Origin of the sequence: Hymenobacter sp. BT188 (genome assembly GCF_014333585.1) — a bacterium.
Classification (GTDB): Bacteria; Bacteroidota; Bacteroidia; order Cytophagales; family Hymenobacteraceae; genus Hymenobacter.
This window is the reverse complement of record NZ_JACSCW010000005.1, coordinates 289,525-311,424: the sequence shown is the minus strand read 5'-3', so window position 1 is coordinate 311,424 and position 21,900 is coordinate 289,525. Positions and strand designations below refer to the sequence as shown.

Here is a 21,900-nt window from a genome sequence, read left to right as displayed (position 1 = left end):
ACGAAGATACGTGCCCGCGCCCGATGCAGATGCTTTCACACTAGATCAGGTTCCACGGTTCTGCTTGACAGCAGAGCGCCACACGAATTTTTTAAGTTTATCTGCGCACCAAAAAGCCCCCCAGCTTGGTTATACGCCTTTTGACACGATACTTTAGGTAATCTCGAACCACCATGGAGCAACGGCTGTTTTCACACTAGCGATTTCCGCCGTATTTTTGCCCCCTGATTCTCGCACTAGCACCAGCTATGCTCCACCCATTCAAGGCTGTCAGCCTGTCTTTCAAGAAAGCGCCCCTAGCTATTCGGGAGCTTATTGCATTAGACGAGGCTGCTTGCCGCCGCTTCCTATATACGCTCCACCACGATCTGGGTCTCAGCGACCTGCTCGTGCTTAGCACCTGCAATCGGACAGAGGTGTACTACGCCGCCGACCACGACCAGAGCACGGCCATCATCACGGCCTTGGGTCATCTGAAGGGTTTGCCCGAAAGCCACGCCTATGCGTCGTACTTCGATGTGCTTGACACCTACGAGACGGCCGTTCTGCACCTCTTTGAGGTAGCGATGGGCCTCGATGCTCAGGTAGTAGGCGACTTACAAATCAGCAATCAGGTTAAGAACGCCTACCAGTGGGCCGCCGATGCGGACGCCGCGGGCCCGTTTTTGCACCGCCTGATGCATACTATCTTCTTCACCAACAAGCGCGTTCAACAAGAGACCAGCTTCCGCGATGGAGCAGCGTCTACTTCTTATGCCACGCTGGAATTGGTAGAAGAGCTGACGGCCGACGTCGCCAACCCGCGCATTTTGGTAGTCGGCTTAGGCGAAATTGGGGCCGATGTATGCCGCCACCTCGGCGACAGTAACCTATTTACCAACGTCAGCATCTGCAACCGTACCCGCACCAAGGCCGAGGAGCTAGCCCTCGAGTGTGGCCTGCGTGTACTCGACTTTGAAGACCTGGTAACGGGTCTGAAAGATGCCGACGTGGTTATTTCATCCATCAACCGTGACTCGCCCTTTTTCACTACTGATATGGTGGCGCGCCTCGACGTACTGAACTATAAGTTTTTCATCGACCTCTCGGTACCCCGTAGTGTAGAGGCAGAAGTGGAAAACGTACCAGGGGTGCTGGTATACAACATCGACGCTATCCATAGCAAGGCTAGCGCAGCGCTAGAGCGGCGCTTAGCTGCCGTGCCACAGGTACGCGCTATTATCGCCGAAAGCATTACCGGTCTCTCCGACTGGACCAAGGAAATGCTGGTTTCGCCTACCATTCAGAAGCTGAAGAATGCTTTAGAGCAGATTCGGCAGGAAGAGATGGACCGCTATCAGAAGAAAATGGCCCCCGAGGAAGCTAAGCGCATGGACGAAATCACTCGCTCCCTGATGCAGAAGTTTCTGAAGCAGCCAGTGCTTCAGCTAAAAGCAGCCTGCAAGCGCGGCGAAGCTGACCAGGTAATTGATATCATTACCGAGCTATTCGACTTAGAAAACCAGCCGACAACTGTTTAATAAAAAGCCCTAACAAGGTACTAACCAGACGAAAAAAGACCGCTATTAGCGGTCTTTTTTCGTCTGGTTTCGTGAGTGAAACAGGTAATTACATAGATTCGCAGCAATCTTCGAGTGAGTCGATCACGTCGAGCAGCTTAGGAATGGACAGGGAGTAGTAGATCTTAGTACCAACTTTGAATGACGACAGAATACCGCGGTCTTTCAAAGTAATAAGATGCTGAGAGGCAATGGCTTGAGGCAAGTCGAGCGAACGGTAGATCTCCGTTACGGTCATCTTGTCCTCCTTACCCAGCAAATCCACGATTGCGAGGCGTTTAGGGTGGGCCAACACTTTCAGCATTGCGGCAGCCTTGTCTACTTTCTTGGATTCTACGCGCGCCAGCAGTGGTTTCATATACTAGTACAAAGGTGGAAAACTTAGGGAGAGAATAAGGATCATACGATATTCTATACCTGCAAAGTTCCTTTGAAACGAACATAGCGCTGAAAAGATTTGCTACAGGCAGAGTTTAGTGCGGCTTTACTCACAAAAAATTTAGTTATAAAAGCTTATTCCTAACCGCTAGCACGGGTCTACTTACCTTTGTGCCACATTTTTCACTCTATCAATTTTCTTGTATTTCTAATGAAAGACCTGCTGGCCCAATTTGAAAATAAGCGTCCCGAAATAGTTTTTGAATGGAAGGATGCCGAAACGGAAGCCGAAGGTTGGGTTGTCATTAACTCGCTGCGAGGCGGGGCGGCCGGCGGCGGCACCCGCATGCGCTTGGGCCTGGATAAGCGCGAGGTAGAGAGTTTGGCCAAGACCATGGAAGTGAAGTTCACGGTGTCAGGGCCAGCCATCGGGGGGGCAAAATCGGGTATCAACTTTAACCCCCACGACCCACGCAAGCGCGGCGTGCTAGAGCGTTGGTACAAAGCTGTTATTCCGCTACTTAAAAGCTACTATGGTACTGGCGGCGACCTGAACGTAGACGAAATCCACGACGTGATTCCTATTACCGAGGACTATGGCCTGTGGCACCCGCAGGAGGGCATCGTAAACGGTCACTACCACGCCACTGAGCCGCAGAAGATTCAGAAGCTGGGGCAGCTGCGCCAAGGGGTCGTTAAGGTGATTGAAGATGCAACGTTCACGCCCAGCCTGAGCCGCAAGTACACCGTGGCCGACCTGATTACTGGCTACGGCGTAGCAGAGGCGGTGCGCCATTACTATGAACTTTGGGGCGGCGAACTAGTTGGCAAGCGCGCCATTATTCAGGGCTGGGGCAATGTAGGCGCAGCAGCAGCCTATTATTTGGCTACCCACGGCGTCCGCATTACGGGCATCATCGACCGGGCCGGTGGGTTGCTGCGTGCGGATGGATTTTCGCTGGAGGAGCTGCGACAGCTGTTTCTCGATAGAAAGAACAACACGCTTGTCGCTAGCGGCTTGCTTTCCTTTGAGGAAATAAGCAAGCGTATCTGGTCCTCAGGGGCCGAAATATTTATTCCTGCCGCCTCGTCGCGCCTGGTTACGCGGGATCAGGTAGAGCAAATGCTGGCGGGCGGCCTGGAGGTTATTTCCTGCGGAGCCAATGTACCGTTTCAGGATCCCGAAATCTTCTTTGGGCCAACCGGTGAATATGCCGACCAACACGTTTCCGTCATTCCCGATTTTATCGCCAACTGCGGGATGGCTCGGGTATTCGCGTACTTGATGGAAACCAACGCCGAAATCACCGACCAAGCCATTTTCGGTGATACGTCGCGTGTTATTCGTCGGGCGTTGGAGCGCACTCGCCTACAGGGTGACGACCGTACGGGGCTGGCTCAGAAATCGTTTGAGATGGCCTTGCGGGAGCTAGTATAGTTTGTTGATTGTTCTCTCAAGAGGGCAATCATATTTTGTAATTCCATGACTGTCAACGAATTTCTTCAGTACCGCATCTTCGGCAACAACGTCGGCACCTATCTCGTGTGCGGGGCTATTCTGCTGGTTGGGTACGCTTTCAAAACCTTGCTGTCGCGCTTTTTGTCGCACTTGCTATTTCGCATTCTGCGCAAGCAAACGGAGGGCGTTAGTGAGAAGCAGTTTCAGGTTTTGCTCATTAAGCCAATTGAGGTCGTCGTCGTTCTGATTACTATTTTTCTGGCGTTCAAAGTGCTGAATTATCCGGTTCGCACCTCAGATCTGGACAAAAGCGAGCACTGGTTAGAACTGCTTATTTTTCGGATTTACCAGATTGGCTTTATCACCGCTATTTGCTGGGTCATTCTGCGGCTCATCGACTTTTTTGTGCTGGTATTCAGCCGTCGAGCCGAACTTTTACCGTCCCGGCTTAATAACCAGTTAATACCTTTTGCCAAGGATCTGCTGAAGGTGTTTGTGATGATCATTACCTTTCTAATTATTCTCAGCAAAGGCTTTGGCGTGAACGTGACGGCCCTAATTGGTGGTCTAGGCATTGGCGGCTTGGCGGTGGCTTTTGCGGCCAAGGAGAGCCTCGAAAACCTCATCGCATCCTTCACCATCTTTCTTGACCGCCCCTTCAATGTAGGCGACCTAGTGACGGTGGGCGGCGTAACCGGCACCGTCGAAAAAGTGGGTTTTCGCAGCACGCGGCTGCGCACAGTGGAGAAAAGCTACGTGACGGTTCCCAATAAGTCGATGATCGACAAGCCGTTGGACAACCTGTCTCTGCGCACCGCTCGGCGCGTCAACTTCACGCTCACCATCAGCCACGAAACGACTAGCGACCAACTGCGCCGCATTATTGCCGATGCCACCGCCACCATCCGGGCACACCCCCTCACGACCGACGAGGTACAGTTGCAGTTTACGGCCCTCACGCCTACTGCCAAGGAGGCAGCCGTGCAGTACTTCGTTGAAACAAATAACTACGATGAGTTTTTGGCAGTGAAAGAGGAGCTGAACTACGCTATCGTGGAGGCTGTAGAACGCCACGGTGGCAAGTTTGCCAATATGCTGGCCAGCACTCAATCGCCCGTCGACCGGCTGCATGGCCTCGAATCAGCTGAGCAGCCTCTTTTGGGAAAGTAATAGCCGTTCAAAAATCTTAAGTGCATAAAAAAGCCCCCCAGAATATCTCTGGGGGGCTTTTTTGTAGAGATATAAAACTGGTTCTACCGACGACCACCCAGCAGGCCGCCGAGCAGGCCACCTAAGCTGCCACCACCACCGAGGAGGCTACCCAGACCACCGCCACCGGCAGAACGCGGTGCCGAGTTAGGACGTCCGCCCAAACCACCCAGAATAGACGTGAGTGAGCCTAAGCCACCGCTGCCCACATGTGAGCCACGCTGGGGTAGTTGCTGACCGCCACCACCCATTACGCTACCCAGCAGGCCGCCGCCTAGCAGACCGCCTAACAGGCCACCCATACCGCTGCCGCCCATGCCGCCCATCAGGCCACCCATGGTGCTACCGCCCATTAGGCCGCCCATACCACCGCTACCCATCATGCCGCCACGGTTGCCACCGCCCATTACGCGCGACAGCACCATTGGGGCCACTACGCCCAGCAGGCCACCCATCAGGGCGCCTTTTGGGATACCAGCGCTTTCGAGCTTATCCGTTATGCCGCCAAAGAAGCTTTGCTTAGCGGGGTCATTAGCATCGTGGGGCACTTTTTCGGCTTGATCAACCACTTGCTCCAGCGTGTGCTGCTGCTGCTGATTGATGCCGAGATAATTGGAAATTTTGTTAACCATGGCCTCTTCGTCGTTGGAATAAGCTCCATCGGCGCGGGCAAAGCTGATCAGGTCGGTTACCAGAGAAAAGCGGAGCTCACTACCTTTCAGTGCGTCCAGGTTCTGTTGTACGGTGCTATTATTGGCATCCTGAGCGGCGCTTACAACCTGCTGAGTAGCACCACTAGACAGGCCGGCAGCCTGAGAGAGCTGCTGCAAAAACTCGATTTCGGCGTCTGAAGCCTGACGGTCAGCCGAGGCTAGGCTGGCGATTACGCTGAGGTAAGCGGTTTTTTCCTGTTCGGAATAGTTCTGTAATACTTGCGTGCTGTTATCCATAGCGGTTGAGGTTGGGAGGAAAGAAAAATACCGTTCTCCTTAACGCGCTACACACGGAAATGTTGATGCTCAACTGTTGCCTATGGCAGATCCGGGTGTTACAATCACTTTTACTTACAGTTAATAACGAGGAAGCTAAAAATCAAAATATTCGTCTGGCTGCGGCTGCGCTGGCTTCTTCACGGGTTTTTTCATCTCAAATGGCTTACGGATCTCAGCAGGACGGGTAGCAGGCGTCGCGGCAGGATCAGTAGCGGCGGCTGGTCCATCCAGTAAATCACCCAGATTAAGCCGTGGACCGCCGCTGGGGGGCGTTGCGGCCGCCCGGTTGGCCTGCGCCCGCGCCCGATCGTAGCTAACCTTGAAGTTGTTCTCATCCCCCTGAATAGCCAGCAGCAGGTTGGGGCCGGTAGTGCCGCTTCCTCCTACCGAAGCCCGGTGCAGCAGCCCCGGCAATACTGGAATAGAGAGGTGATAATCCATCTGCTGGTCGAAAGTATGCGTGCCCGTAACGCGAATAATGGAAGCCGTGCGCACATTCGAGCGAATTTCCATTTCGGGCATATAGACCGTCCGACTCTGAATATAAAAGTTATTGGTAAGCTCGGCGAAGCGCAAATGCCGCAACTGTTCCCGACGTGCTATCATGGAAAGCTTCTGCAACGGCTCAAAATTATTGAGTTCCCCATCGCGCACTGTTGCTCTTACTTCGGCCTCCATACGGTCGGTAAGTGGCGTGAGTCGGCGGTCGAAATACAGGTCCGACTCGCCCGAGGCCGTAAGGCGGCCACGCAGGTGGCGAGCCGTGATAAACTTTTGCCCAAAGTCCTCAAACACGTAGAACAAGCTATCGAGCGGCAACTGCGAGCAGGCCATAGTGGTATGCACCTTGAGCAAATCGGGCTGACGCGCATCGATGCTCCCCCGAATACTTGCTTGGCCTCCGGCTGCTGCTACACTCAGCGTAGGCGAGGAAATAACTTGGTCGCGCAGCCGCACCGTGCCGTTCAGGTTACGCCCCCGAAACCGCCTAAACTGTACCCGGCTAACGCTGGCCTGCACATCCAACGCCAGATTGGGCGCTACGTGAAACTCGTATTCTGATTGCCGGGCGCGCTTTTTACTTTGTGGAGTGCTTTTCGGCGAAGCAGTCTCCGCCAACTGCGCACTCAGCAATTGGTCAAAATCCAGTAACCGCGACTCCACATCGGCCTCTACTAATAGCTGTTGGCGGGGCAGCAACAGCCAGCCCAGCGCATTCTTGAACAGACCATTTACCTGAAAGTCAGAGCGCCCAATCCGCCCTTTAAAATCACTGACCGCTACATCATTACGACGGAGAATAAAATTACCGCTGAGCCCCGTAAACGGCTGCCCGAAATCGCGTAGGCGCAGACTCACGCCCCGCAGCGTCAGGTCGCCGCTGGACTGCACCGTTGCGGCTGCGGGTTGGGCCCGAAAGGCTCGCAGATTGCCGTTGAAGCGTACAGCCAAGCGTGCGTCGCCACTGGCTGTGCGCACAGCGGCCACCGGATAGAAGCGCAACGCACGGGCCACATCAAGGTCGGCCCGCAGATCGAGTTGGACCGTAGGATCTTCGAAGTTCTGATACCGCAAATTGCCCCCCAGCGCCCGCCCATGCAGGGTGCCGCGCACTTGCCGCAAAGCCAGCGTAGACGTGCGCAGCGAACGTTTATTCCCATTGTCAAAGGAGCCCGTCAGATAGACGTGCTCTACGGTTTCTCGGTATTCAGGATGGTAGAAGGAAGCATCGCGACAGCCAAACTGCACGTCTACCCGCGGATTGCTGTAAGCAGACATAGCTCCGCGCACCGTACCCCGAAAGTATACTTCCCCCCGACTGCGGTAAGCGCTTAAGTTACCAGCTAGGCGCGGCGGCAGCAACGCCACCACCGATTGTATATCGGTCTGCCTACCTTCCAAGCGTAAATCCAACTGCGTTTCGCCCCCATACCCTACCGTACCCGCCACACTATACGTAGCGGGCCCAATGCGCAAATCGGAGGGCTGAATGGCAACCCGCCGGCCGGGCCGGTCAATGGCTATCAGCGTCTTGAGCGTCATTTCCTTCTGCCGAAAGTATTTATCCTGACCTAGCTCGATAGCCTCAATGCGCGCCTTCCCGTCGGCTTGAATGTCGATAAGCTCATCTGTCACCGAAAGCCCTGCACGCAAGTCGTGGGCCCGAATAGTATGCCGCTGGCGACGAGCTACATCATCATATACTACCAGCACGCGGCGCAGCACAATCCGCTCCAAGTCAAATGCGAAGGGTTTATCATCAGAGGCATCCGACGAGTCAGCGCGGAAAACGTCCCAGTTCGGTTGACTTTGCGCATCATAGCGCACCTGCACCGTCGCTGAGTCCAAAGTCACGGCGCGGATGCGGTAGCGGCCGGCTGCAAGGTCCCAGATATCGAAAGCACAGTACAAGCGACGAGCGCGCGCCAACGCCACAGTATCTTGAGGCAAAGATCCTCCCACTACCACATTCTGCAGCGTTACAGATACTCGCGGAAACTGATCGATCAACGAAAGATCAATTTTACCCACTTGCACAGGCGTACGCAGGTGCCGGTTGGCTTCCCGCACAAACAGCGCAATAATGCGCTCCTCCCCTAGCCAGATTCCCAAAATGCTCCCCAACAGCAGCAAAATGCCTCCTAGCAATGAGTACAGAAAAAACTTTTTTAAGCGAATCAACAACCGAAGTTTTCTGGTAGTGAAACAGTTGAGAGATTTTCTAACCTCTCTCACAAAAAATAATAGCCCGAAGGTCGCGGTTTTTTTTGCGTATTCGAAAATGACCTGCCATATTTGCCATCCCAAACGGGAACAAAGGGAGATTAGCTCAGCTGGTTCAGAGCATCTGCCTTACAAGCAGAGGGTCACTGGTTCGAACCCAGTATCTCCCACCAAAAAGGACAGTCGGAAACGGCTGTCCTTTTTTTGTTTATAGATCTGAAATTTAGGAGAAGCACAACTGATTAAACCCCGTAAAAATCAATAATTTTATTCGTTTTAGTGGGATCTTTATAATAAAGTAACCTGCTGAAGCGTATATCGTATTCAGTTTGTCACTATAGCAGCTACAATGCTGCTTAATAGCCCCATCTCTCCTACCCTTCCTGTATTATGAAACATTTACTGACCTTCAGCCTTTCCTTATTACTGGCTGTCACTTTTACTTCTTGTGGTGAAGAGAATGAGCCGGAAGCAGATGATCCTAAAACGACTCTGTTGATCAATAAAGATTGGCGCGCAACGGCTGATGTCAGCGTAACCACAACCAGTGCCGGCGCTACTACAACCGTAGATAATTACGCGGCTTTGCAAGCTTGCGGCAAGGATGATTTTATCCGCTTCAGCGATAATGGCGTTTTGGAGATAAATGAGGGGCCAAGCAAATGTGCTGCTCCTGATCCACAGACAGCAAAAGGCACTTGGAGTTGGAACGCCGACCGTACGGTCATAACTTTTACGGAGCCATGCTTGTGCCCCAATTTCCCCTCTACGCTCAGCGGTCCTGCCGATTTAACTTCCTCTACTATGACGGTTAAGCAAACATCGACTAGCAACGGCGCAACGACTGTCCGTACTGTTACTTATGGGTCTATCTAAAGGCTAGCACAGTAATCACAAAAAAGCCCGCTTCACGAATGAAGCGGGCTTTTTTGTGTCTATGGTTTTGCATTTCAACAAACACTCTGCTTCATAACTCTTGCTCGTTTAGCTGTTAACTTGCGCACTTACAGCAGCACTCTTTATGCCTGACTTGTTTCGTTTTCGCTTCTTTAAGTCGGGCAGCCAATGGATTGTGGGGGGCTTTTTTGGGATACTGCTTGGCCTAGGTCTTTGGCTGCATGATGACTACGGTGTGTCGTGGGATGAGCCCAACAACCACCTCAACGGGCTGGTGAGTGCCAAGTACTTGGCCCAGTTGGTTGCACCTGAGTTAGTAGCCCGCCAAGCCAGCAGCCGCCTGATTCCTGACATCCAGAAGTTTGCTGATGCTGATCACGGGGTGGCTTTCGAATTGCCCCTAGCCTTGCTGAGCTTTGTCTTTACCCATGGCGATTCGCAAGCGTTCTACCGCCTTCGTCACTTTTGTATTTTTCTTGTCTTCGTGCTCGGGGTTTGGGCTCTTTATCAACTTGCGAAGCAACGCTTTGAAAGCTGGCACTGGGGTTTGCTCGCAGCCGGACTACTGGTCCTCTCGCCCCGTTTTTTTGCTGAGTCCTTTTACAACGGCAAAGACATCGTGTATATGGCCCTGTTCACGCTGGCTCTCTACACGCTCACGCGCCTGCTGCAACGCCCTACCTTGGGGCGGGCTGTCATACATGGACTGGCGACCGCACTGGCCGTGGATGTGCGCGTGCAGGGGTTGCTGCTGTTGCTTGTAAGCGTATTAATGCTGGGCCTAGAAGCCCGCTACCGAGCGCCGGCCGAGCGCGGGCAATTGCTGCGAGTGGGCGGAATATATAGCGTAGCTGCGCTGACTTTAACGGTGCTGGGTTGGCCTTACTTGTGGGCTTTACCCTGGAAAGACCTCTTAGCGGCTACAAAGCGAATTAATCAGTATCCTTGGCATGGGCGGGTGGTGTACTTTGGGCGAGTCCTGCCGGGCACGCAGCTCCCTTGGCATTATATCCCTACATGGATAATCATCACAACGCCTTTGCCTTACATACTTGCCACCTTAGCCGGAGTGACCGCCTGGATGTGGGAGATAAGTCAGCGAGGGCGCGCAAGTCTGAGCACATTTGCTGGGCGCCTCGATCTGCTTTTCGTTAGCTGGTTACTGGTGCCTGTGCTGCTGGTTATTGTATTGCGCCCGGTGGTGTATGATGGCTGGCGGCACTTATACTTCATCTATCCAGCGCTGGTGCTGCTGGCGGTGCGGGGCGTGCATACGCTCATTACTATAGCGCGGCAGCGGCCTCAATGGCGGCCCCTTGCTATGGGTGCTTTCTTGGTTGTCATCTTCGGAATGGTACACGCCGCTTGGCGCATAGTGCGCGACCATCCGCACCAGCAGACGTATTTCAGCATTTTGCCCCCCAGCTATGCCCAGCGCAATTTCGACCTCGACTATTGGGGACTTTCCTATCGGCAAGGGCTTGAATGGGTACTCGCTCATGATCAGGCGCCCAACATTAGCGTGTACTCGCCCTGGCCCAGTGGCCACCTAGTTTATACAAACTCGCTAATTTTGCCCCCCACTGATCGCGCCCGCTTACGCTTTGCTAACTACCGAAACGCCGACTACATCCTCACCAACTATCGTTATCGGACGCAGTACTTCCCCGACACTATCGGGCGGGAAGTTCATACTATCCGGGTTAATGGCGTGCGCATCCTATCGGTTTTTCGACGCACCGGCCAATAAGTCGAGTATGGGGCTGCATCATTTAGCCTTTTTATAACTATACCGCTCGCCCGCTTGGTGTCGTTTCTTAATTCGTGATGTCACTCCTTGAAGTTTCTACTGCCCAGCACCGCCGGCAATTTCTGGATCTGCCTACCCGCATTTATCAAAACCATCCCAACTGGATTTCGCCTATCGACAATGATATTGAAGCCGTATTTGACGCGCGGCGCAATCCCAACTTTCGACATGGCACCGCCACCCGTTGGGTTCTCACTGATGCCCAAGGCACAGCTATTGGTCGCATCGCCGCCTTTGTAAATGAGCTTACCGCGCATACCGACCCTACTCTGCCGACTGGAGGAATTGGTTTTTTTGAGTGCGTTAATAATCAGGCGGCAGCCGACCAGCTATTCAGCGTTGCCCAAGAGTGGCTGATGGCTCGGGGAATGGCAGCGATGGATGGACCTATTAATTTCGGGGAGCGCGACCGTTTTTGGGGCTTGTTGGTCTCGGGCTTCACGGAGCCTAATTATGGGATGTTTTATCATCCGCCCTATTATCAGCAGCTATTTGAACACTATGGCTTCCAGGTGTATTTCAAGCAATACACCTGCCACCGGGAAGTAGCCGAGCCGCTGCACCCAAGCTTTGCGCGCACCGCCGAGCGCTACGCGCAGGAGGAGCCTGCGTACACATTTGCTCACTCAGGAGGTCGCTCAGCCGACCAAATGGCCCAGGATTTTCACCACGTGTATAACCTGGCTTGGGCCAATCATTCGGGCATCAACCCGATGACGCTGGACAAAGCACATCAGTTGGTACGCCAAATGCGGCCCGTAATGGATACCCGCCTGCTTTGGTTTGCTTATCACCAGGGTGAGCCCGTGGCTTTTTTTGTGAGCCTACCTGAGTTAAATCAGATTTTTAAGCACGTGGGGCCACGGTTAAATCTGGGGGGCAAAATCCGGTTTGTGTTGGAAAAATGGCGCTACGAACGCCGGAAGCCACGCAAAATGTTCGGCGTTATCTTCGGCGTGGTGCCCGCCCACCAAGGCAAAGGCGTCGAGTCGGCGATGCTGGTACACGCCCAGGAGGCGATTGTAGCGGCCGGCTACACGGAGATAGAGATGAACTGGATCGGCGACTTCAACCCCCGTATGTTGGCTCTTACGCGCTCTATTGGGGCCCGCATTTCCAAAACGCACGTTACGTACCGCAAGCTTTTCGACCCAACCCGTAAATTCGAGCGCAGCGCTATAATCAGGTAGCGGAGCGCTACGCCTGCTGCCGAAACAGTGTATCGAGCGCCAGCACCTGCGGTATAAGCAATTGCTGATCATCATTATATACGACATAATCGGCGCGCTGCATCTTCTCCTCCTCGCTCATTTGCTTGCCTACAATGGCCAGAATATCTTCAGCGGTACGGTGAGGATCGCGGCGCAATACGCGCGCCTGGCGCACGGCTTGGGGGGCAAAAACCGTAATAATGCGGTCGAGTTGCCGATAGGCACCCGACTCAAAAAGCAACGCTGCTTCCTTCAGCGAGTACGCATGCCCTGCTTGCTGCTGCGCTACGGCCCAGGTTTCAAAGTCGCGGCCTACGTGCGGATGCACCAAGGAATTAAGCAAAGTTAACTGCGCGGGGTCAGAGAAGGCGACGCGGGCCAAGTAGGCTCTATCCAGCTGGCCGGTCTCACTAAAAGTCTTAGGGCCAAATGTGGTCACCAGTTCTGCTCGCAAGCTCAAATCATTGGCCATAATCCATTTAGCCCGATAGTCAGAATCGTAAACCGACACACCTAGCAGCTGAAATAACCGGCAGACAATACTCTTCCCCGATCCAATCCCGCCGGTAATACCAATCCGCAACATACTCATCGACTCCGTGAAACCCGTACGGCGGGCGTTTTGATGAGGGTGCCCCGAGCTAATGAAGGCGCTTGTACGAGCATAGGCTCCAGGCTAGAATCGGGGGCCGTTAGCTTGCGATAGTTCAGCATCACTCGCAGTTCCTGCAGGTTCAATCGGGCAGTATCCTCAGGGAAGCACTGCACTTCTACGGTTATGGTAGCGGGGGAAAACATGAATTGCTCTCCGACCGGAAAATTATTGAGCTCAGGGACTATTTGCACAGGCACCGTTAGCAGGGGGCGCGGCTGCAGCCGCACCTGGATTTCCTGCACATTCGTTTCAACCGACGCCGGACCGCCGATGGGCACGATGATAGCACCGTCGCTGCTACCAGCCGGCGCTTTGGGCAGATGCACAGGGTAAGGGCTGGCCAGGCGGTTCACGGTGCGGGCCGGTCCTCTAAAAGCAATGCTTTCGGGCACAAAGCGCGCTGCGTAGGGCAAAGCGGACCCATCAATATCTGGGCTGAGCGTTAACGGCAGGCGGCGCGTTATCAGTTCGTCGAACTCCACCCAAAGCGTATCAGTCAGAATATAATTGAACTGCATACCTTCCATCGCTGCCTGCAAGGCGGGCCGCAACGAGCTGCCCGTAACAAAGCGAGTAGCCGTGGGCACGCGGCTTATAGGAACTTCCGCTGGCTTCACGTCCAGCATCAGTGCCTTGCGTAATAGTTTCCACCCGCGCCCCGTCACGTTTACAGCTACCTCACTGGGGAGCGGCTGCACCGGTATATAGCGCGTTGTGTCGTAGCGCCAAGTCAAGGGGTAAGTAATGCGGGTAGAATACGTTTTGTTCAGCGCATTTAGCAGCCAAAACGTGGAAGCGGCCACAAAACAAACGGTAACTGCCCGCCAGTAGCTGCTCTCCTGCCCGTAAAACGGACTGGTGAACCAGCGAACCAAACGGGCAGCACGAGTGAGCGGCAAAGTGGTAGAGTTAAGGCAATTATGGCGTTGTTACGGGCGCCTTTGCTGCTGGAGTTACTTCCCGCGCAATAGCACTACGGTCAAACTTAAGGCGAGTGCCCCGGTCTACTTCAATAATCACCGACTCTTCGTGCACATCCACGACTTTGCCGTGCAGACCTCCGATCGTAACTACCGTAGCGCCTTTGGTCAGCGACTCGCGGAATTTACGAGCCGTAGCAGCCCGCTTCTGCTGCGGCCGGATCATGAAAAAATAAACCACGGCGGCAATAGCCACCGGAAACAGAAACTGAGTAATGCCCCCCGCCGGGGCCTGCAATAAAAGCGTGAGGAACATTGGAGAGGTGTTGGGTGAACGGAAAACGCCGAAGCTACCAAGTAGCCGGCTTCACACGAATCAGCAAAAATAACAAGAGCGGCTTGAGGGCCGCCCTTACTTACCGTTTTATTGAGCTAACGGACCGTTTTGGCCGTCAGGTAGGATGTTGGTACGAATGGCAATTTGGGTGATAGTGGGCTGCGTGTTGGCCCGAATAGATACTTGCTTGTTCTGCAGGCCAGTTTTGCCTTGGCTATCAAACTGTACGTCAATGGTTCCTTTGCCGCCGGGAGCAATGGGCTCTTTGGTCCAGTTAGGAGTGGTGCAACCGCAGGAAGCCGTTGCATTTTCAATTAGCAGGGGGCTTTTTCCGGTGTTGGTGAACGTAAAGGTGTGCTTTACTACCTCACCCGGCTTGATGTCGCCAAAGTTGTGCTCGGTTTCCGCGAAGGTCATCACCGGCGCATTCGGGTTGGGCGCTTCGGTTTCGCTGGCCACGTTGGGGTTGTCAACTACCGGGCTAGCCGTAGCATCGGCAGCGGTGGCGGCGGCGTTCATGCCGGCGGTGCCTACATCAGTGGTCTTGTCGGAGTTGCAAGCGCCCAGCAACATGGCAAAGGCGAACAAGGAAGGAATCAGGGTACGTTTCATGGAGATTGTTTGCAGACCGTCTTATTTGGACAGCCTAAGTTCTTCGTTTTCAATTAAAAAAACTAAAACAGGTGAATGCGGTGCAGGGTTCCGGCACCTAGCAGCCACTTGCCCCTAGTGAGGCGCACAAAATTAGGCGCTGGGAGGCTTTTTCTATTTCAAATTATCAATTACAGCTTGGGCAAATTCGCTGGTCGAGGCCTTGCCTCCCAAGTCGCCAGTGCACTTTTCCTTTTGCAGCAAGGTAGCGTCCAAGGCAGCTTCGAGGCGGTCGGCGTGCGTGTGCTCGCCGAGGTGGTGTAGCATCATCAGGGCTGAGCGGAGCAAAGCCGTAGGGTTAGCTTTGCCTTGGCCGGCAATGTCAGGAGCCGAGCCGTGCACCGCTTCAAATACGGCCATATTATCGCCAATATTTGCCCCCGCTACTACGCCCAGGCCACCTACAAGGCCAGCGCAAAGGTCAGACAAGATATCACCGAAGAGATTGGTAGTCACGATAACATCAAACTGCTCGGGCTTATTGACGAGCTGCATGCACATGTTATCAATGATCTTGTCCTCAAACTGAATTTGCGGAAACTCAGCGGCCGCCTCTTTGCAGGCATTGATCATAAGTGTACCCGCCATCTTGAGGATGTTGGCCTTATGGGCCAGGGTTACCTTTTTGCGGTTGTGCTTGGCTGCGTACGCAAATGCCGCTCGGCAAATTTTGCGCGAGCCCTGCACCGTAATGCGGTTGAAAGAGTCGGCAATGCCTAAGCGCTCATCCCATACTTCGAGGCCCGAATACAAACCCTCGGTATTTTCGCGAAACAGCACCAAATCAATTCCTTCGTAGCGCGTCACAATGCCGGCGTTAGTCTTGGAAGGGCGAACATTCTGGTACAGGTCGTACTTCTGACGCAGCGACACGTTGATGCTGCGGAAGCCTTTCCCAACGGGCGTCGTGATTGGGCCTTTCAGGGCCACGCGATTTTTCTCCAACGAATCTAACAACGCCTGCGGAATCAACTCGCCCGACTGGTCGAAAGTCGTTTGGCCGGCGTTCTGCTCTTCCCACTGCACGGGCACCTGGGCGGCACTGAAAATATCTGTAACGGCCTTCGTGATTTCGGGCCCGATGCCGTCGCCGGGAATAAGGGTGATTGTATGCATTCTATTGATCTACTGATTGTTTGATGTGCAAATGTGCCGCAAAACGAATCGGCATTTTTAGGTAAAGCGAAGTCGCTACTTGGCTGCGTGAAATGCGAGTGTGCTGATGCGCCCCGATGGAAAACCATCCTAGGCACATCAGCACACCGTCAAATCAGCGCATTACCTAAACCGTCTTACGAGAATTGATTTGGTTGATGAGCTGGTCAACATCGCCGAGCAGCTGCTCTGCTTTGTCTTTGGCTTCGCGAATTACTTTCTGCCCTTCCGACTTAGCCGTTGAAGGACCGGCATCTACCCGGCTCGTCACTAAGCTTTCGGTAAGATCAGCGAGTACCTCACGGTACTTTTCGAGCTGATAACTCAGCCAGCTGCGGGTTTCGCGGCCTTTTTCAGGCGCGTACAGCAGACCCAAAACGGCTCCGGTAAGGGCACCGCCCGCGAAGCACACAAGGCCGGTAGTGGTTTTGCTACCCATATTTTTTAGAGAAGTGAGTACAAACAGGTGAGAAATGAGACGTTAGTTACTACTGAGTACGCAAAGACGCAAAATGAGATATATAGTCACCCTACTAATGGGTCAATGTCCTGCTTGCTACCAGTTCGTAATCCAGCTTAACTATTACTGATTGTCAAGCAAGCCACGACCCGACTTGCGGATAGCACCGCTAGCCGTCAAATCCTGGGCCAGCTTGTCCAGAATACCGTTGATGAATTGCTTGCTTTTGGGTGTGCTGTACATCTTGCTGATTTCAATGTACTCGTTGATGGTCACCTTCACTGGAATGCTGCGGAAAAGGTGCATTTCGCAGAGAGCCATCTTCAGCACGATCTTGTCGAGTTGGGCTACGCGCTCCACGTCCCAGTTCTGTACTGACTCGGCAATCAGCTTTTCGTAGCGCTCGTCATCGGCAAGCGTCTGCTGATAAAGGCTCTGCGCAAACTCCTTGTCCTCGGCCCAGTTGGCTGAAAGCGCCATGAGCTCCATGTTCTCATCGGCGGCCTCGTCCAGCATCTTCACCGTTTTGACCACCAGGTTTTTGACCACTGAGCGGTTTTCCTCCCAGTTCAAGTCGGCCTCATCCAGCTGGGTAGCCAGTGCGCCTTCCTTAAAGACGAAGGTTTTGTACAAGTGCTTCAGCGCCTCCTGGTCTTCGGCATAATTGCCCCCCGGTGCGGCCAGATACGTCTGAAAATCAGCATCCTGCTTTATTTCCTGGCGCCAGGCGGTGCGCAGTGCATCCATTTCCTGCTCGCCGTTCCACTGCAGCTTGCGCCGAATGGTGAGGTCCTGCAGCTGCTTATTGCCCACGAGCTTTTCCAGTACCTGGTTTTGCTCAAAGCGAGTAGTATCGAGCAGGGCTTCCTTGGACGGCGTAAACCGCCGCGCTTCCCGGTCGCGCTCGTCTTCCATCACCCGCAGCAAAGCCGTGGGCAGGTTCAGCAGATGAATGTACTGGTCGTGAATGCTCTCCGCAGCGTGCAGCATTTGGCCCTCAAAGAAGGTTCCTTCTTTCTTGACCTGCTTTTCGTAGAAGCTGATGGCATCGGCCACGGCTTCATTCACAGCCGCATCTTCGGTTTTTTCCGGCGTTTCCTTGGTCTTGTGCCACTCTTTGAAGATAACTTCCGCCAGCTTGCGCTGCCCCTGCAGCACCTTACGGTCCTGGGGCTCGGGAGAAGTGAGGTCGGGGGCGAATTCCTCGGCAATGCGGTCATTGGCCAGCAGAAAATCTGACCCTACTGCCTGATGGTAAGCGTATAGGGCCTGCATAACCTTGATGCGAAGCGAGCGACGATTGAGCATTCTGATGTGGTGTCTGTTACGAGTTGTGAGTTGCCTGTTGGCAGTCAGAAGATACCGCTTTATAAAAGAGTTTTTCCGCTACCTACCGAAAGGCAACCCACAACGCGCAACGCAATTAATAAGTTGATTTTACCTTGCCTAATGCAGCAATACGCTGCTCAGCTTGGCGGATAGCGGCTTTTTGAGGATGAATTCCCTCGAGTTCAGCCTTGTTAAGCACTTCAGTAGTGAAGTCGTAAATCTTTTCGGTTTGGCTGAGGGCCGACTTACGGCTACCGCCAATTACTTCCGAGTAGACGTTAATTAGCCCCCCAGCATTAATGAGGAAGTCGGGCGCATAGATGATGCCTCGCTCTACCAGGGCCGGACCATGCACGTTCTCATCCTGCAGCTGGTTGTTGGCGCAGCCCGCAATAACGCGGCACTTCAAACGGTCAATTGTGTCACTGTTGATGGTAGCACCCAGCGCGCAAGGCGAGTAGATGTCGACTTCCTGATCGTAGATCTCATCAAGACCAACGGCTACCGCGTTGTATTTGGCGGCCATTTCCAGTTTGCGGTCCTCGTAGTAGTCGGTCAGCACGATTTTGGCGCCTTCCTTAATGAGGTGCTCCAATAAATAGCCCCCCACGTGGCCAACGCCCTGCACCGCAATGCGCTTGCCCGCCAGGCTCTCCGATCCGAAGGCCTTCTTGGCGGCGGCTTTCATGCCCATGTAGGTACCGAAAGCCGTCACTGGCGATGGGTCGCCGGAGCCGCCCATGCTCTCGGGCAGGCCAGCTACATGCTTGGTTTCCATGCGGATATACTGCATATCCTTGGTGGTCATCCCTACGTCTTCGGCCGTGATGTACTTACCGTTGAGGTTCTTCACGAAGCGACCAAACTTGCGCAGCAGGGCTTCGGTTTTTTGCGTTTTGGCGTCGCCAATGATGACGGCTTTGCCGCCGCCTAGGTTCAAGCCCGAAATGGCGGCCTTGTAGGTCATGCCGCGCGATAAACGTAGCACATCGTTCAGGGCGTCTGCGTCGGATGCGTATTCCCACATGCGAGTACCGCCCAAGGCTGGGCCAAGCACCGTGTTGTGAATACCGATAATGGCCTTAAGGCCCGTCTCGTGGTCGTGGCAGAATACGACCTGTTCGTGTTGATGCTCGGCAATCTGACCGAAGACCGAGGTATCGGTCAACTCCTGGATTTCAACCATGCGGGACAAAAATTAAAAAGGGTGGGTGGGAAGGTAAACTGGGTGGAAAGCGGTTGTTGTATCTTTGAGGGCAAGACGAAGCTCCAGTGTGGTGAATCGTTGTGGTCGTAACTAACGTTAGACGTACGACGATTTGCAGAGCTAGAGCTTAGCATTACCCCTCAATTTGGGGGCAAAAGTAACCCGATTTTCTGATTTTGCCCCCCAGCCGTCGGGCTTACACCGCTTGGCGACTCCCTTCGCTACCTCATTCCAACCCCTCGACCTGTGCGCGCTCTTGCCTCTACCAATAAGTATTTGTACCGCTATAAATGGCATTTCCTAGGTGGGGTGCTGTTCGTAGCGCTGTCGACGCTGCTGGCTATTTTCCCTGCCCAAATCGTGCGCTACGCCTTCGATCTGGTGAATGAGGGCATCGATTTATATCACCTTTTTGCCGGCACCCAGGCGCAAAGCGGCGTGTATGAGTTGTTTGGGCGCAACGTCCTGCTCTACGGCCTACTCATCGTGATTATGGCGTTGCTGCGGGGTATATTCCTATTCTTTATGCGCCAGACGCTTATTGTCATGTCGCGGCGGGTAGAGAACGACCAGAAAAACGAGATTTTCCAGCACTACCAATCCTTACCGCTGAGCTTCTACCGGCGCCATAATACCGGCGACCTGATGTCGCGCATTTCCGAGGACGTGGGCCGGGTGCGCATGTACATCGGGCCGGCGCTTATGTATTTTATGCAGCTCGTTATTCTGTTTGTGCTCATCATTCCGCTGATGCTGATGGTGAACGTGAAGCTGACGATTTATACGCTTTTGCCATTACCCATTCTCTCCATCAGCATTTTCTATGTTAACAATCTGATTGAGCGCAAGTCTGATGAAATTCAACGCTCCCTCTCCAGTATGACCACTTTTGTGCAGGAGGCATTTTCGGGTATTCGGGTGCTGAAGTCGTTTGTGCGCGAAGAGGATTCGCATCAGCAGTTTACCGTGGCCAGCGACAATTACCGGGAGAAGTCGTTGAGTTTGAACTTTGTGAATTCCCTGTTTTTCCCGTTGATTCTGTTCCTGGTGGGTTTAAGCACCATTATTACCGTCTGGATTGGCGGGCAGGAAGTTATTCGCGGTACTATTAGCGTGGGCAGCATTGCTGAATTCTTAATCTACGTGAACCTGCTTACTTGGCCCGTTACGGCTCTGGGCTGGACCAGCAGCCTCGTGCAGCGGGCAGAAGCTTCACAGGCGCGCATCAACGAGTTCATGAATCAGAAGACGGATATCATCTCCCGCCAAAATGTAGAGCGTGACATTCAGGGTGATATCGTATTCGATAACGTGTCTTTCACGTACCCTGACACTGGTATTCAGGCCCTTAAAAACGTTAGCTTCCGAATTCGTCCCGGTCAAACGTTGGCGGTTATTGGTAATACGGGCTCGGGCAAAAGCACCGTGGCCGCTCTGCTCTGCCGCCTCTACGACGTAACGGACGGCAGCATTCTGGTAGATGGCACCGATGTGCGCGACTATGCCCTGACCTCTCTGCGGGAGCAGATCGGCTACGTACCCCAGGATGTATTCCTGTTTTCGGACTCCATTCGCAACAATATCAACTTCGGCCTCGAAAACCCGACCGAAGAAAGAATGCTGCAAGCGGCCAAAGACGCCAACGTATACGACAATATCGTGCAGTTTCCGCTGGGCTTCGACACCAAGCTCGGCGAACGGGGAATTACCTTATCTGGGGGGCAAAAACAGCGCGTCAGCATTGCCCGTGCCTTGGTTAAAGAGCCGAAAATTCTGATTTTGGATGACTCGCTTTCAGCCGTAGATACCAACACGGAAAATGCGATTCTGGGTAGCCTTCAACGCATTATGGCCAACCGCACCAGCCTGATAATCTCTCATCGGGTATCATCGGTGAAGCTAGCTGACGAGATTCTCGTACTCGACGACGGCCAGATTGTGCAGCATGGCACCCACGCTGCCCTCATGGCGGATGCAAATGGCCTCTACCGTGCTCTCTACGAACGGCAGTTGCAGACGGAAGAAGTGTAAGGCTGGCATCAGTAAGCCAACGACACAAAAAAGCCCCCTAGATACGTATTTAGGGGGCTTTTTTGTGTCGTTGGCTTACTGACCAAGCATTACCCGGCGCATGCCTTTTCGTTCGCCGGCGGTGCATTGCACAATGTAGTAGCCAGCAGGCAAACGACTTACGTCGAGGGAAGTGGGCTTATTACCCACCATCATGTTGCGAGTCAGCACGGGCCGGCCTTCGCCGTCGTTTATTTCTACACGGGTAGGACCCGCAGCGTCGGTGCGCACAATCAGGCTCTTAGTCAAAGGGTTATTATCCAAGCTCACCTTAAGCGCCCCGGAAGTGGCTGCCGGCGCATCCATCTTATCAGTTATCAAGGAGGGTGCGGCCGTGGGCTCAGCAGCATCGGTGGGCTTCTCTACGGCAGCGGAAGCTACTGGCGCGGAGGCCGCAGGTGTGGCTGGCTTAGCAGCAGAAGTTGCGGGTTTTGCGGCGGGTTTCGTTTGGGCGTGTGTCGGCACCGTTAGCAAAAAGACCATTCCTAAGCCCAGCAATACAGTAAAGTTTTTCATATGCATCCGAAACGAAAGGGATAAAGTCAATATCCTGTAAAAGTATCATGCAGTTGGTATTCTTCTATTCTAATTTTCCCCGTTATAACTGCATTCTATTCAGCCTCAACTGATAAGTAGATGCTCTCCCATTTACTGGCAACCGTCTTCTTCTTTTCATCAAACTTTTCAGTTTGGGTTTGGAAGCGCTTGGGGAGCTTTATCATTTTTGGCCACAAATTTTATCCTTCCGAAGATTGTGCCAAACCCAAATCGTCTCTTATCTTTGCGACTCGATTCTATCGGGGTGTAGCGTAGCCTGGTATCGCGCCAGCATGGGGTGCTGGAGGTCGTAGGTTCGAATCCTGCCACTCCGACAGAA

19 protein-coding genes and 2 tRNA genes are annotated in these 21,900 nt (G+C 53.5%); 9 read left to right on the top strand and 12 right to left on the bottom strand.

Going from position 1 to position 21,900, the window contains the following annotated elements; genetic code table 11:
- Positions 1 to 248: 248 nt before the first annotated feature.
- Entirely contained in the window at positions 249 to 1,520 is a 1,272-nt protein-coding gene (gene hemA / locus H8B13_RS16150) for a glutamyl-tRNA reductase (protein ID WP_187311839.1), read from the top strand.
- An 88-nt stretch (positions 1,521 to 1,608) separates the two neighbouring features.
- Here the strand turns inward: hemA and H8B13_RS16145 are convergent, their stop codons facing one another.
- Positions 1,609 to 1,917: an ArsR/SmtB family transcription factor gene (locus tag H8B13_RS16145; protein WP_084443403.1), complete on the bottom strand. Its 309-nt coding sequence runs from the start codon at positions 1,915 to 1,917 to the stop codon at positions 1,609 to 1,611.
- Between the two features lie 231 nt (positions 1,918 to 2,148).
- Between H8B13_RS16145 and H8B13_RS16140 the strand changes: the two genes are divergently transcribed.
- A complete protein-coding gene (locus H8B13_RS16140; RefSeq protein ID WP_187311838.1) occupies positions 2,149 to 3,375 on the top strand; it encodes a Glu/Leu/Phe/Val dehydrogenase dimerization domain-containing protein in 1,227 nt (408 codons plus the stop codon).
- Between the two features lie 45 nt (positions 3,376 to 3,420).
- Positions 3,421 to 4,566 carry a mechanosensitive ion channel family protein gene (locus tag H8B13_RS16135; RefSeq protein WP_187311837.1) on the top strand — a complete coding sequence of 382 codons (1,146 nt, stop codon included), beginning with the start codon at positions 3,421 to 3,423 and terminating at the stop codon, positions 4,564 to 4,566.
- An 83-nt stretch (positions 4,567 to 4,649) separates the two neighbouring features.
- Here H8B13_RS16135 and H8B13_RS16130 read toward each other — a convergent pair whose 3' ends face one another.
- Together H8B13_RS16130 and H8B13_RS16125 are read right to left on the bottom strand one after the other, a co-directional pair.
- The gene (locus H8B13_RS16130) at positions 4,650 to 5,555 is read right to left on the bottom strand and encodes a TerB family tellurite resistance protein (protein WP_187311836.1); all 906 of its coding nucleotides are present in this window, start codon (positions 5,553 to 5,555) and stop codon (positions 4,650 to 4,652) included.
- 135 nt (positions 5,556 to 5,690) lie between these two features.
- The gene (locus tag H8B13_RS16125) at positions 5,691 to 8,282 is read right to left on the bottom strand and encodes an AsmA-like C-terminal region-containing protein (RefSeq protein ID WP_187311835.1); all 2,592 of its coding nucleotides are present in this window, start codon (positions 8,280 to 8,282) and stop codon (positions 5,691 to 5,693) included.
- 134 nt (positions 8,283 to 8,416) lie between these two features.
- On the opposite strand from H8B13_RS16125, the gene H8B13_RS16120 reads away from it, so the two are divergent.
- From H8B13_RS16120 to H8B13_RS16105, 4 genes are all read left to right on the top strand, one after another.
- Positions 8,417 to 8,494 (top strand) — tRNA-Val (locus tag H8B13_RS16120).
- Between the two features lie 217 nt (positions 8,495 to 8,711).
- The gene (locus H8B13_RS16115; RefSeq protein ID WP_187311834.1) at positions 8,712 to 9,197 is read left to right on the top strand and encodes a hypothetical protein; all 486 of its coding nucleotides are present in this window, start codon (positions 8,712 to 8,714) and stop codon (positions 9,195 to 9,197) included.
- Between the two features lie 145 nt (positions 9,198 to 9,342).
- Positions 9,343 to 10,968, top strand: coding sequence for a glycosyltransferase family 39 protein (locus H8B13_RS16110; protein WP_187311833.1), 1,626 nt, complete (start codon positions 9,343 to 9,345; stop codon positions 10,966 to 10,968).
- Positions 10,969 to 11,045: 77 nt separating this feature from the next.
- Complete coding sequence (locus H8B13_RS16105) at positions 11,046 to 12,218, top strand: hypothetical protein (protein WP_187311832.1); 1,173 nt, start codon at positions 11,046 to 11,048, stop codon at positions 12,216 to 12,218.
- 7 nt (positions 12,219 to 12,225) lie between these two features.
- On the opposite strand, the gene coaE is transcribed toward H8B13_RS16105, so the two are convergent.
- From coaE to H8B13_RS16065, 8 genes are all read right to left on the bottom strand, one after another.
- The gene (coaE, locus tag H8B13_RS16100) at positions 12,226 to 12,825 is read right to left on the bottom strand and encodes a dephospho-CoA kinase (protein ID WP_187311984.1); all 600 of its coding nucleotides are present in this window, start codon (positions 12,823 to 12,825) and stop codon (positions 12,226 to 12,228) included.
- Between the two features lie 2 nt (positions 12,826 to 12,827).
- Positions 12,828 to 13,793, bottom strand: a complete 966-nt coding sequence (locus H8B13_RS16095; RefSeq protein WP_187311831.1) for a hypothetical protein — start codon at positions 13,791 to 13,793, stop codon at positions 12,828 to 12,830.
- A gap of 19 nt (positions 13,794 to 13,812) precedes the next feature.
- Positions 13,813 to 14,130, bottom strand: a complete 318-nt coding sequence (gene yajC, locus H8B13_RS16090; protein ID WP_187311830.1) for a preprotein translocase subunit YajC — start codon at positions 14,128 to 14,130, stop codon at positions 13,813 to 13,815.
- A gap of 108 nt (positions 14,131 to 14,238) precedes the next feature.
- Positions 14,239 to 14,763: a DUF1573 domain-containing protein gene (locus H8B13_RS16085; RefSeq protein WP_187311829.1), complete on the bottom strand. Its 525-nt coding sequence runs from the start codon at positions 14,761 to 14,763 to the stop codon at positions 14,239 to 14,241.
- 153 nt (positions 14,764 to 14,916) lie between these two features.
- Positions 14,917 to 15,918: an isocitrate/isopropylmalate dehydrogenase family protein gene (locus tag H8B13_RS16080; RefSeq protein ID WP_187311828.1), complete on the bottom strand. Its 1,002-nt coding sequence runs from the start codon at positions 15,916 to 15,918 to the stop codon at positions 14,917 to 14,919.
- Between the two features lie 166 nt (positions 15,919 to 16,084).
- Positions 16,085 to 16,396, bottom strand: coding sequence for a YtxH domain-containing protein (locus H8B13_RS16075; RefSeq protein WP_084443414.1), 312 nt, complete (start codon positions 16,394 to 16,396; stop codon positions 16,085 to 16,087).
- A gap of 144 nt (positions 16,397 to 16,540) precedes the next feature.
- The gene (nusB, locus tag H8B13_RS16070) at positions 16,541 to 17,725 is read right to left on the bottom strand and encodes a transcription antitermination factor NusB (protein WP_187311827.1); all 1,185 of its coding nucleotides are present in this window, start codon (positions 17,723 to 17,725) and stop codon (positions 16,541 to 16,543) included.
- Between the two features lie 115 nt (positions 17,726 to 17,840).
- Positions 17,841 to 18,932: a Glu/Leu/Phe/Val dehydrogenase gene (locus tag H8B13_RS16065; RefSeq protein WP_187311826.1), complete on the bottom strand. Its 1,092-nt coding sequence runs from the start codon at positions 18,930 to 18,932 to the stop codon at positions 17,841 to 17,843.
- Between the two features lie 267 nt (positions 18,933 to 19,199).
- Between H8B13_RS16065 and H8B13_RS16060 the strand changes: the two genes are divergently transcribed.
- Positions 19,200 to 20,984 carry an ABC transporter ATP-binding protein gene (locus H8B13_RS16060; protein ID WP_187311825.1) on the top strand — a complete coding sequence of 595 codons (1,785 nt, stop codon included), beginning with the start codon at positions 19,200 to 19,202 and terminating at the stop codon, positions 20,982 to 20,984.
- Between the two features lie 75 nt (positions 20,985 to 21,059).
- Here the strand turns inward: H8B13_RS16060 and H8B13_RS16055 are convergent, their stop codons facing one another.
- Positions 21,060 to 21,539 (bottom strand): T9SS type A sorting domain-containing protein, encoded by a 480-nt coding sequence (locus tag H8B13_RS16055; RefSeq protein ID WP_187311824.1) that lies wholly within the window; start codon positions 21,537 to 21,539, stop codon positions 21,060 to 21,062.
- 282 nt (positions 21,540 to 21,821) lie between these two features.
- On the opposite strand from H8B13_RS16055, the gene H8B13_RS16050 reads away from it, so the two are divergent.
- Positions 21,822 to 21,895, top strand: a tRNA-Pro gene (locus H8B13_RS16050).
- Positions 21,896 to 21,900: the final 5 nt, after the last annotated feature.

Bases quoted from the DNA above. Each gene is read 5' to 3' on its own strand.
- hemA (WP_187311839.1), top strand. From the start codon at position 249: ATGCTCCACCCATTCAAGGCTGTCAGCCTGTCTTTCAAGAAAGCGCCC.
- nusB (WP_187311827.1), bottom strand. From the start codon at position 17,725: ATGCTCAATCGTCGCTCGCTTCGCATCAAGGTTATGCAGGCCCTATAC.
- H8B13_RS16110 (WP_187311833.1), top strand. From the start codon at position 9,343: ATGCCTGACTTGTTTCGTTTTCGCTTCTTTAAGTCGGGCAGCCAATGG.
- H8B13_RS16075 (WP_084443414.1), bottom strand. From the start codon at position 16,396: ATGGGTAGCAAAACCACTACCGGCCTTGTGTGCTTCGCGGGCGGTGCC.
- H8B13_RS16130 (WP_187311836.1), bottom strand. From the start codon at position 5,555: ATGGATAACAGCACGCAAGTATTACAGAACTATTCCGAACAGGAAAAA.
- H8B13_RS16085 (WP_187311829.1), bottom strand. From the start codon at position 14,763: ATGAAACGTACCCTGATTCCTTCCTTGTTCGCCTTTGCCATGTTGCTG.
- H8B13_RS16080 (WP_187311828.1), bottom strand. From the start codon at position 15,918: ATGCATACAATCACCCTTATTCCCGGCGACGGCATCGGGCCCGAAATC.
- H8B13_RS16065 (WP_187311826.1), bottom strand. From the start codon at position 18,932: ATGGTTGAAATCCAGGAGTTGACCGATACCTCGGTCTTCGGTCAGATT.
- H8B13_RS16115 (WP_187311834.1), top strand. From the start codon at position 8,712: ATGAAACATTTACTGACCTTCAGCCTTTCCTTATTACTGGCTGTCACT.
- H8B13_RS16145 (WP_084443403.1), bottom strand. From the start codon at position 1,917: ATGAAACCACTGCTGGCGCGCGTAGAATCCAAGAAAGTAGACAAGGCT.
- H8B13_RS16140 (WP_187311838.1), top strand. From the start codon at position 2,149: ATGAAAGACCTGCTGGCCCAATTTGAAAATAAGCGTCCCGAAATAGTT.
- yajC (WP_187311830.1), bottom strand. From the start codon at position 14,130: ATGTTCCTCACGCTTTTATTGCAGGCCCCGGCGGGGGGCATTACTCAG.
- coaE (WP_187311984.1), bottom strand. From the start codon at position 12,825: ATGTTGCGGATTGGTATTACCGGCGGGATTGGATCGGGGAAGAGTATT.
- H8B13_RS16055 (WP_187311824.1), bottom strand. From the start codon at position 21,539: ATGAAAAACTTTACTGTATTGCTGGGCTTAGGAATGGTCTTTTTGCTA.
- H8B13_RS16105 (WP_187311832.1), top strand. From the start codon at position 11,046: ATGTCACTCCTTGAAGTTTCTACTGCCCAGCACCGCCGGCAATTTCTG.
- H8B13_RS16135 (WP_187311837.1), top strand. From the start codon at position 3,421: ATGACTGTCAACGAATTTCTTCAGTACCGCATCTTCGGCAACAACGTC.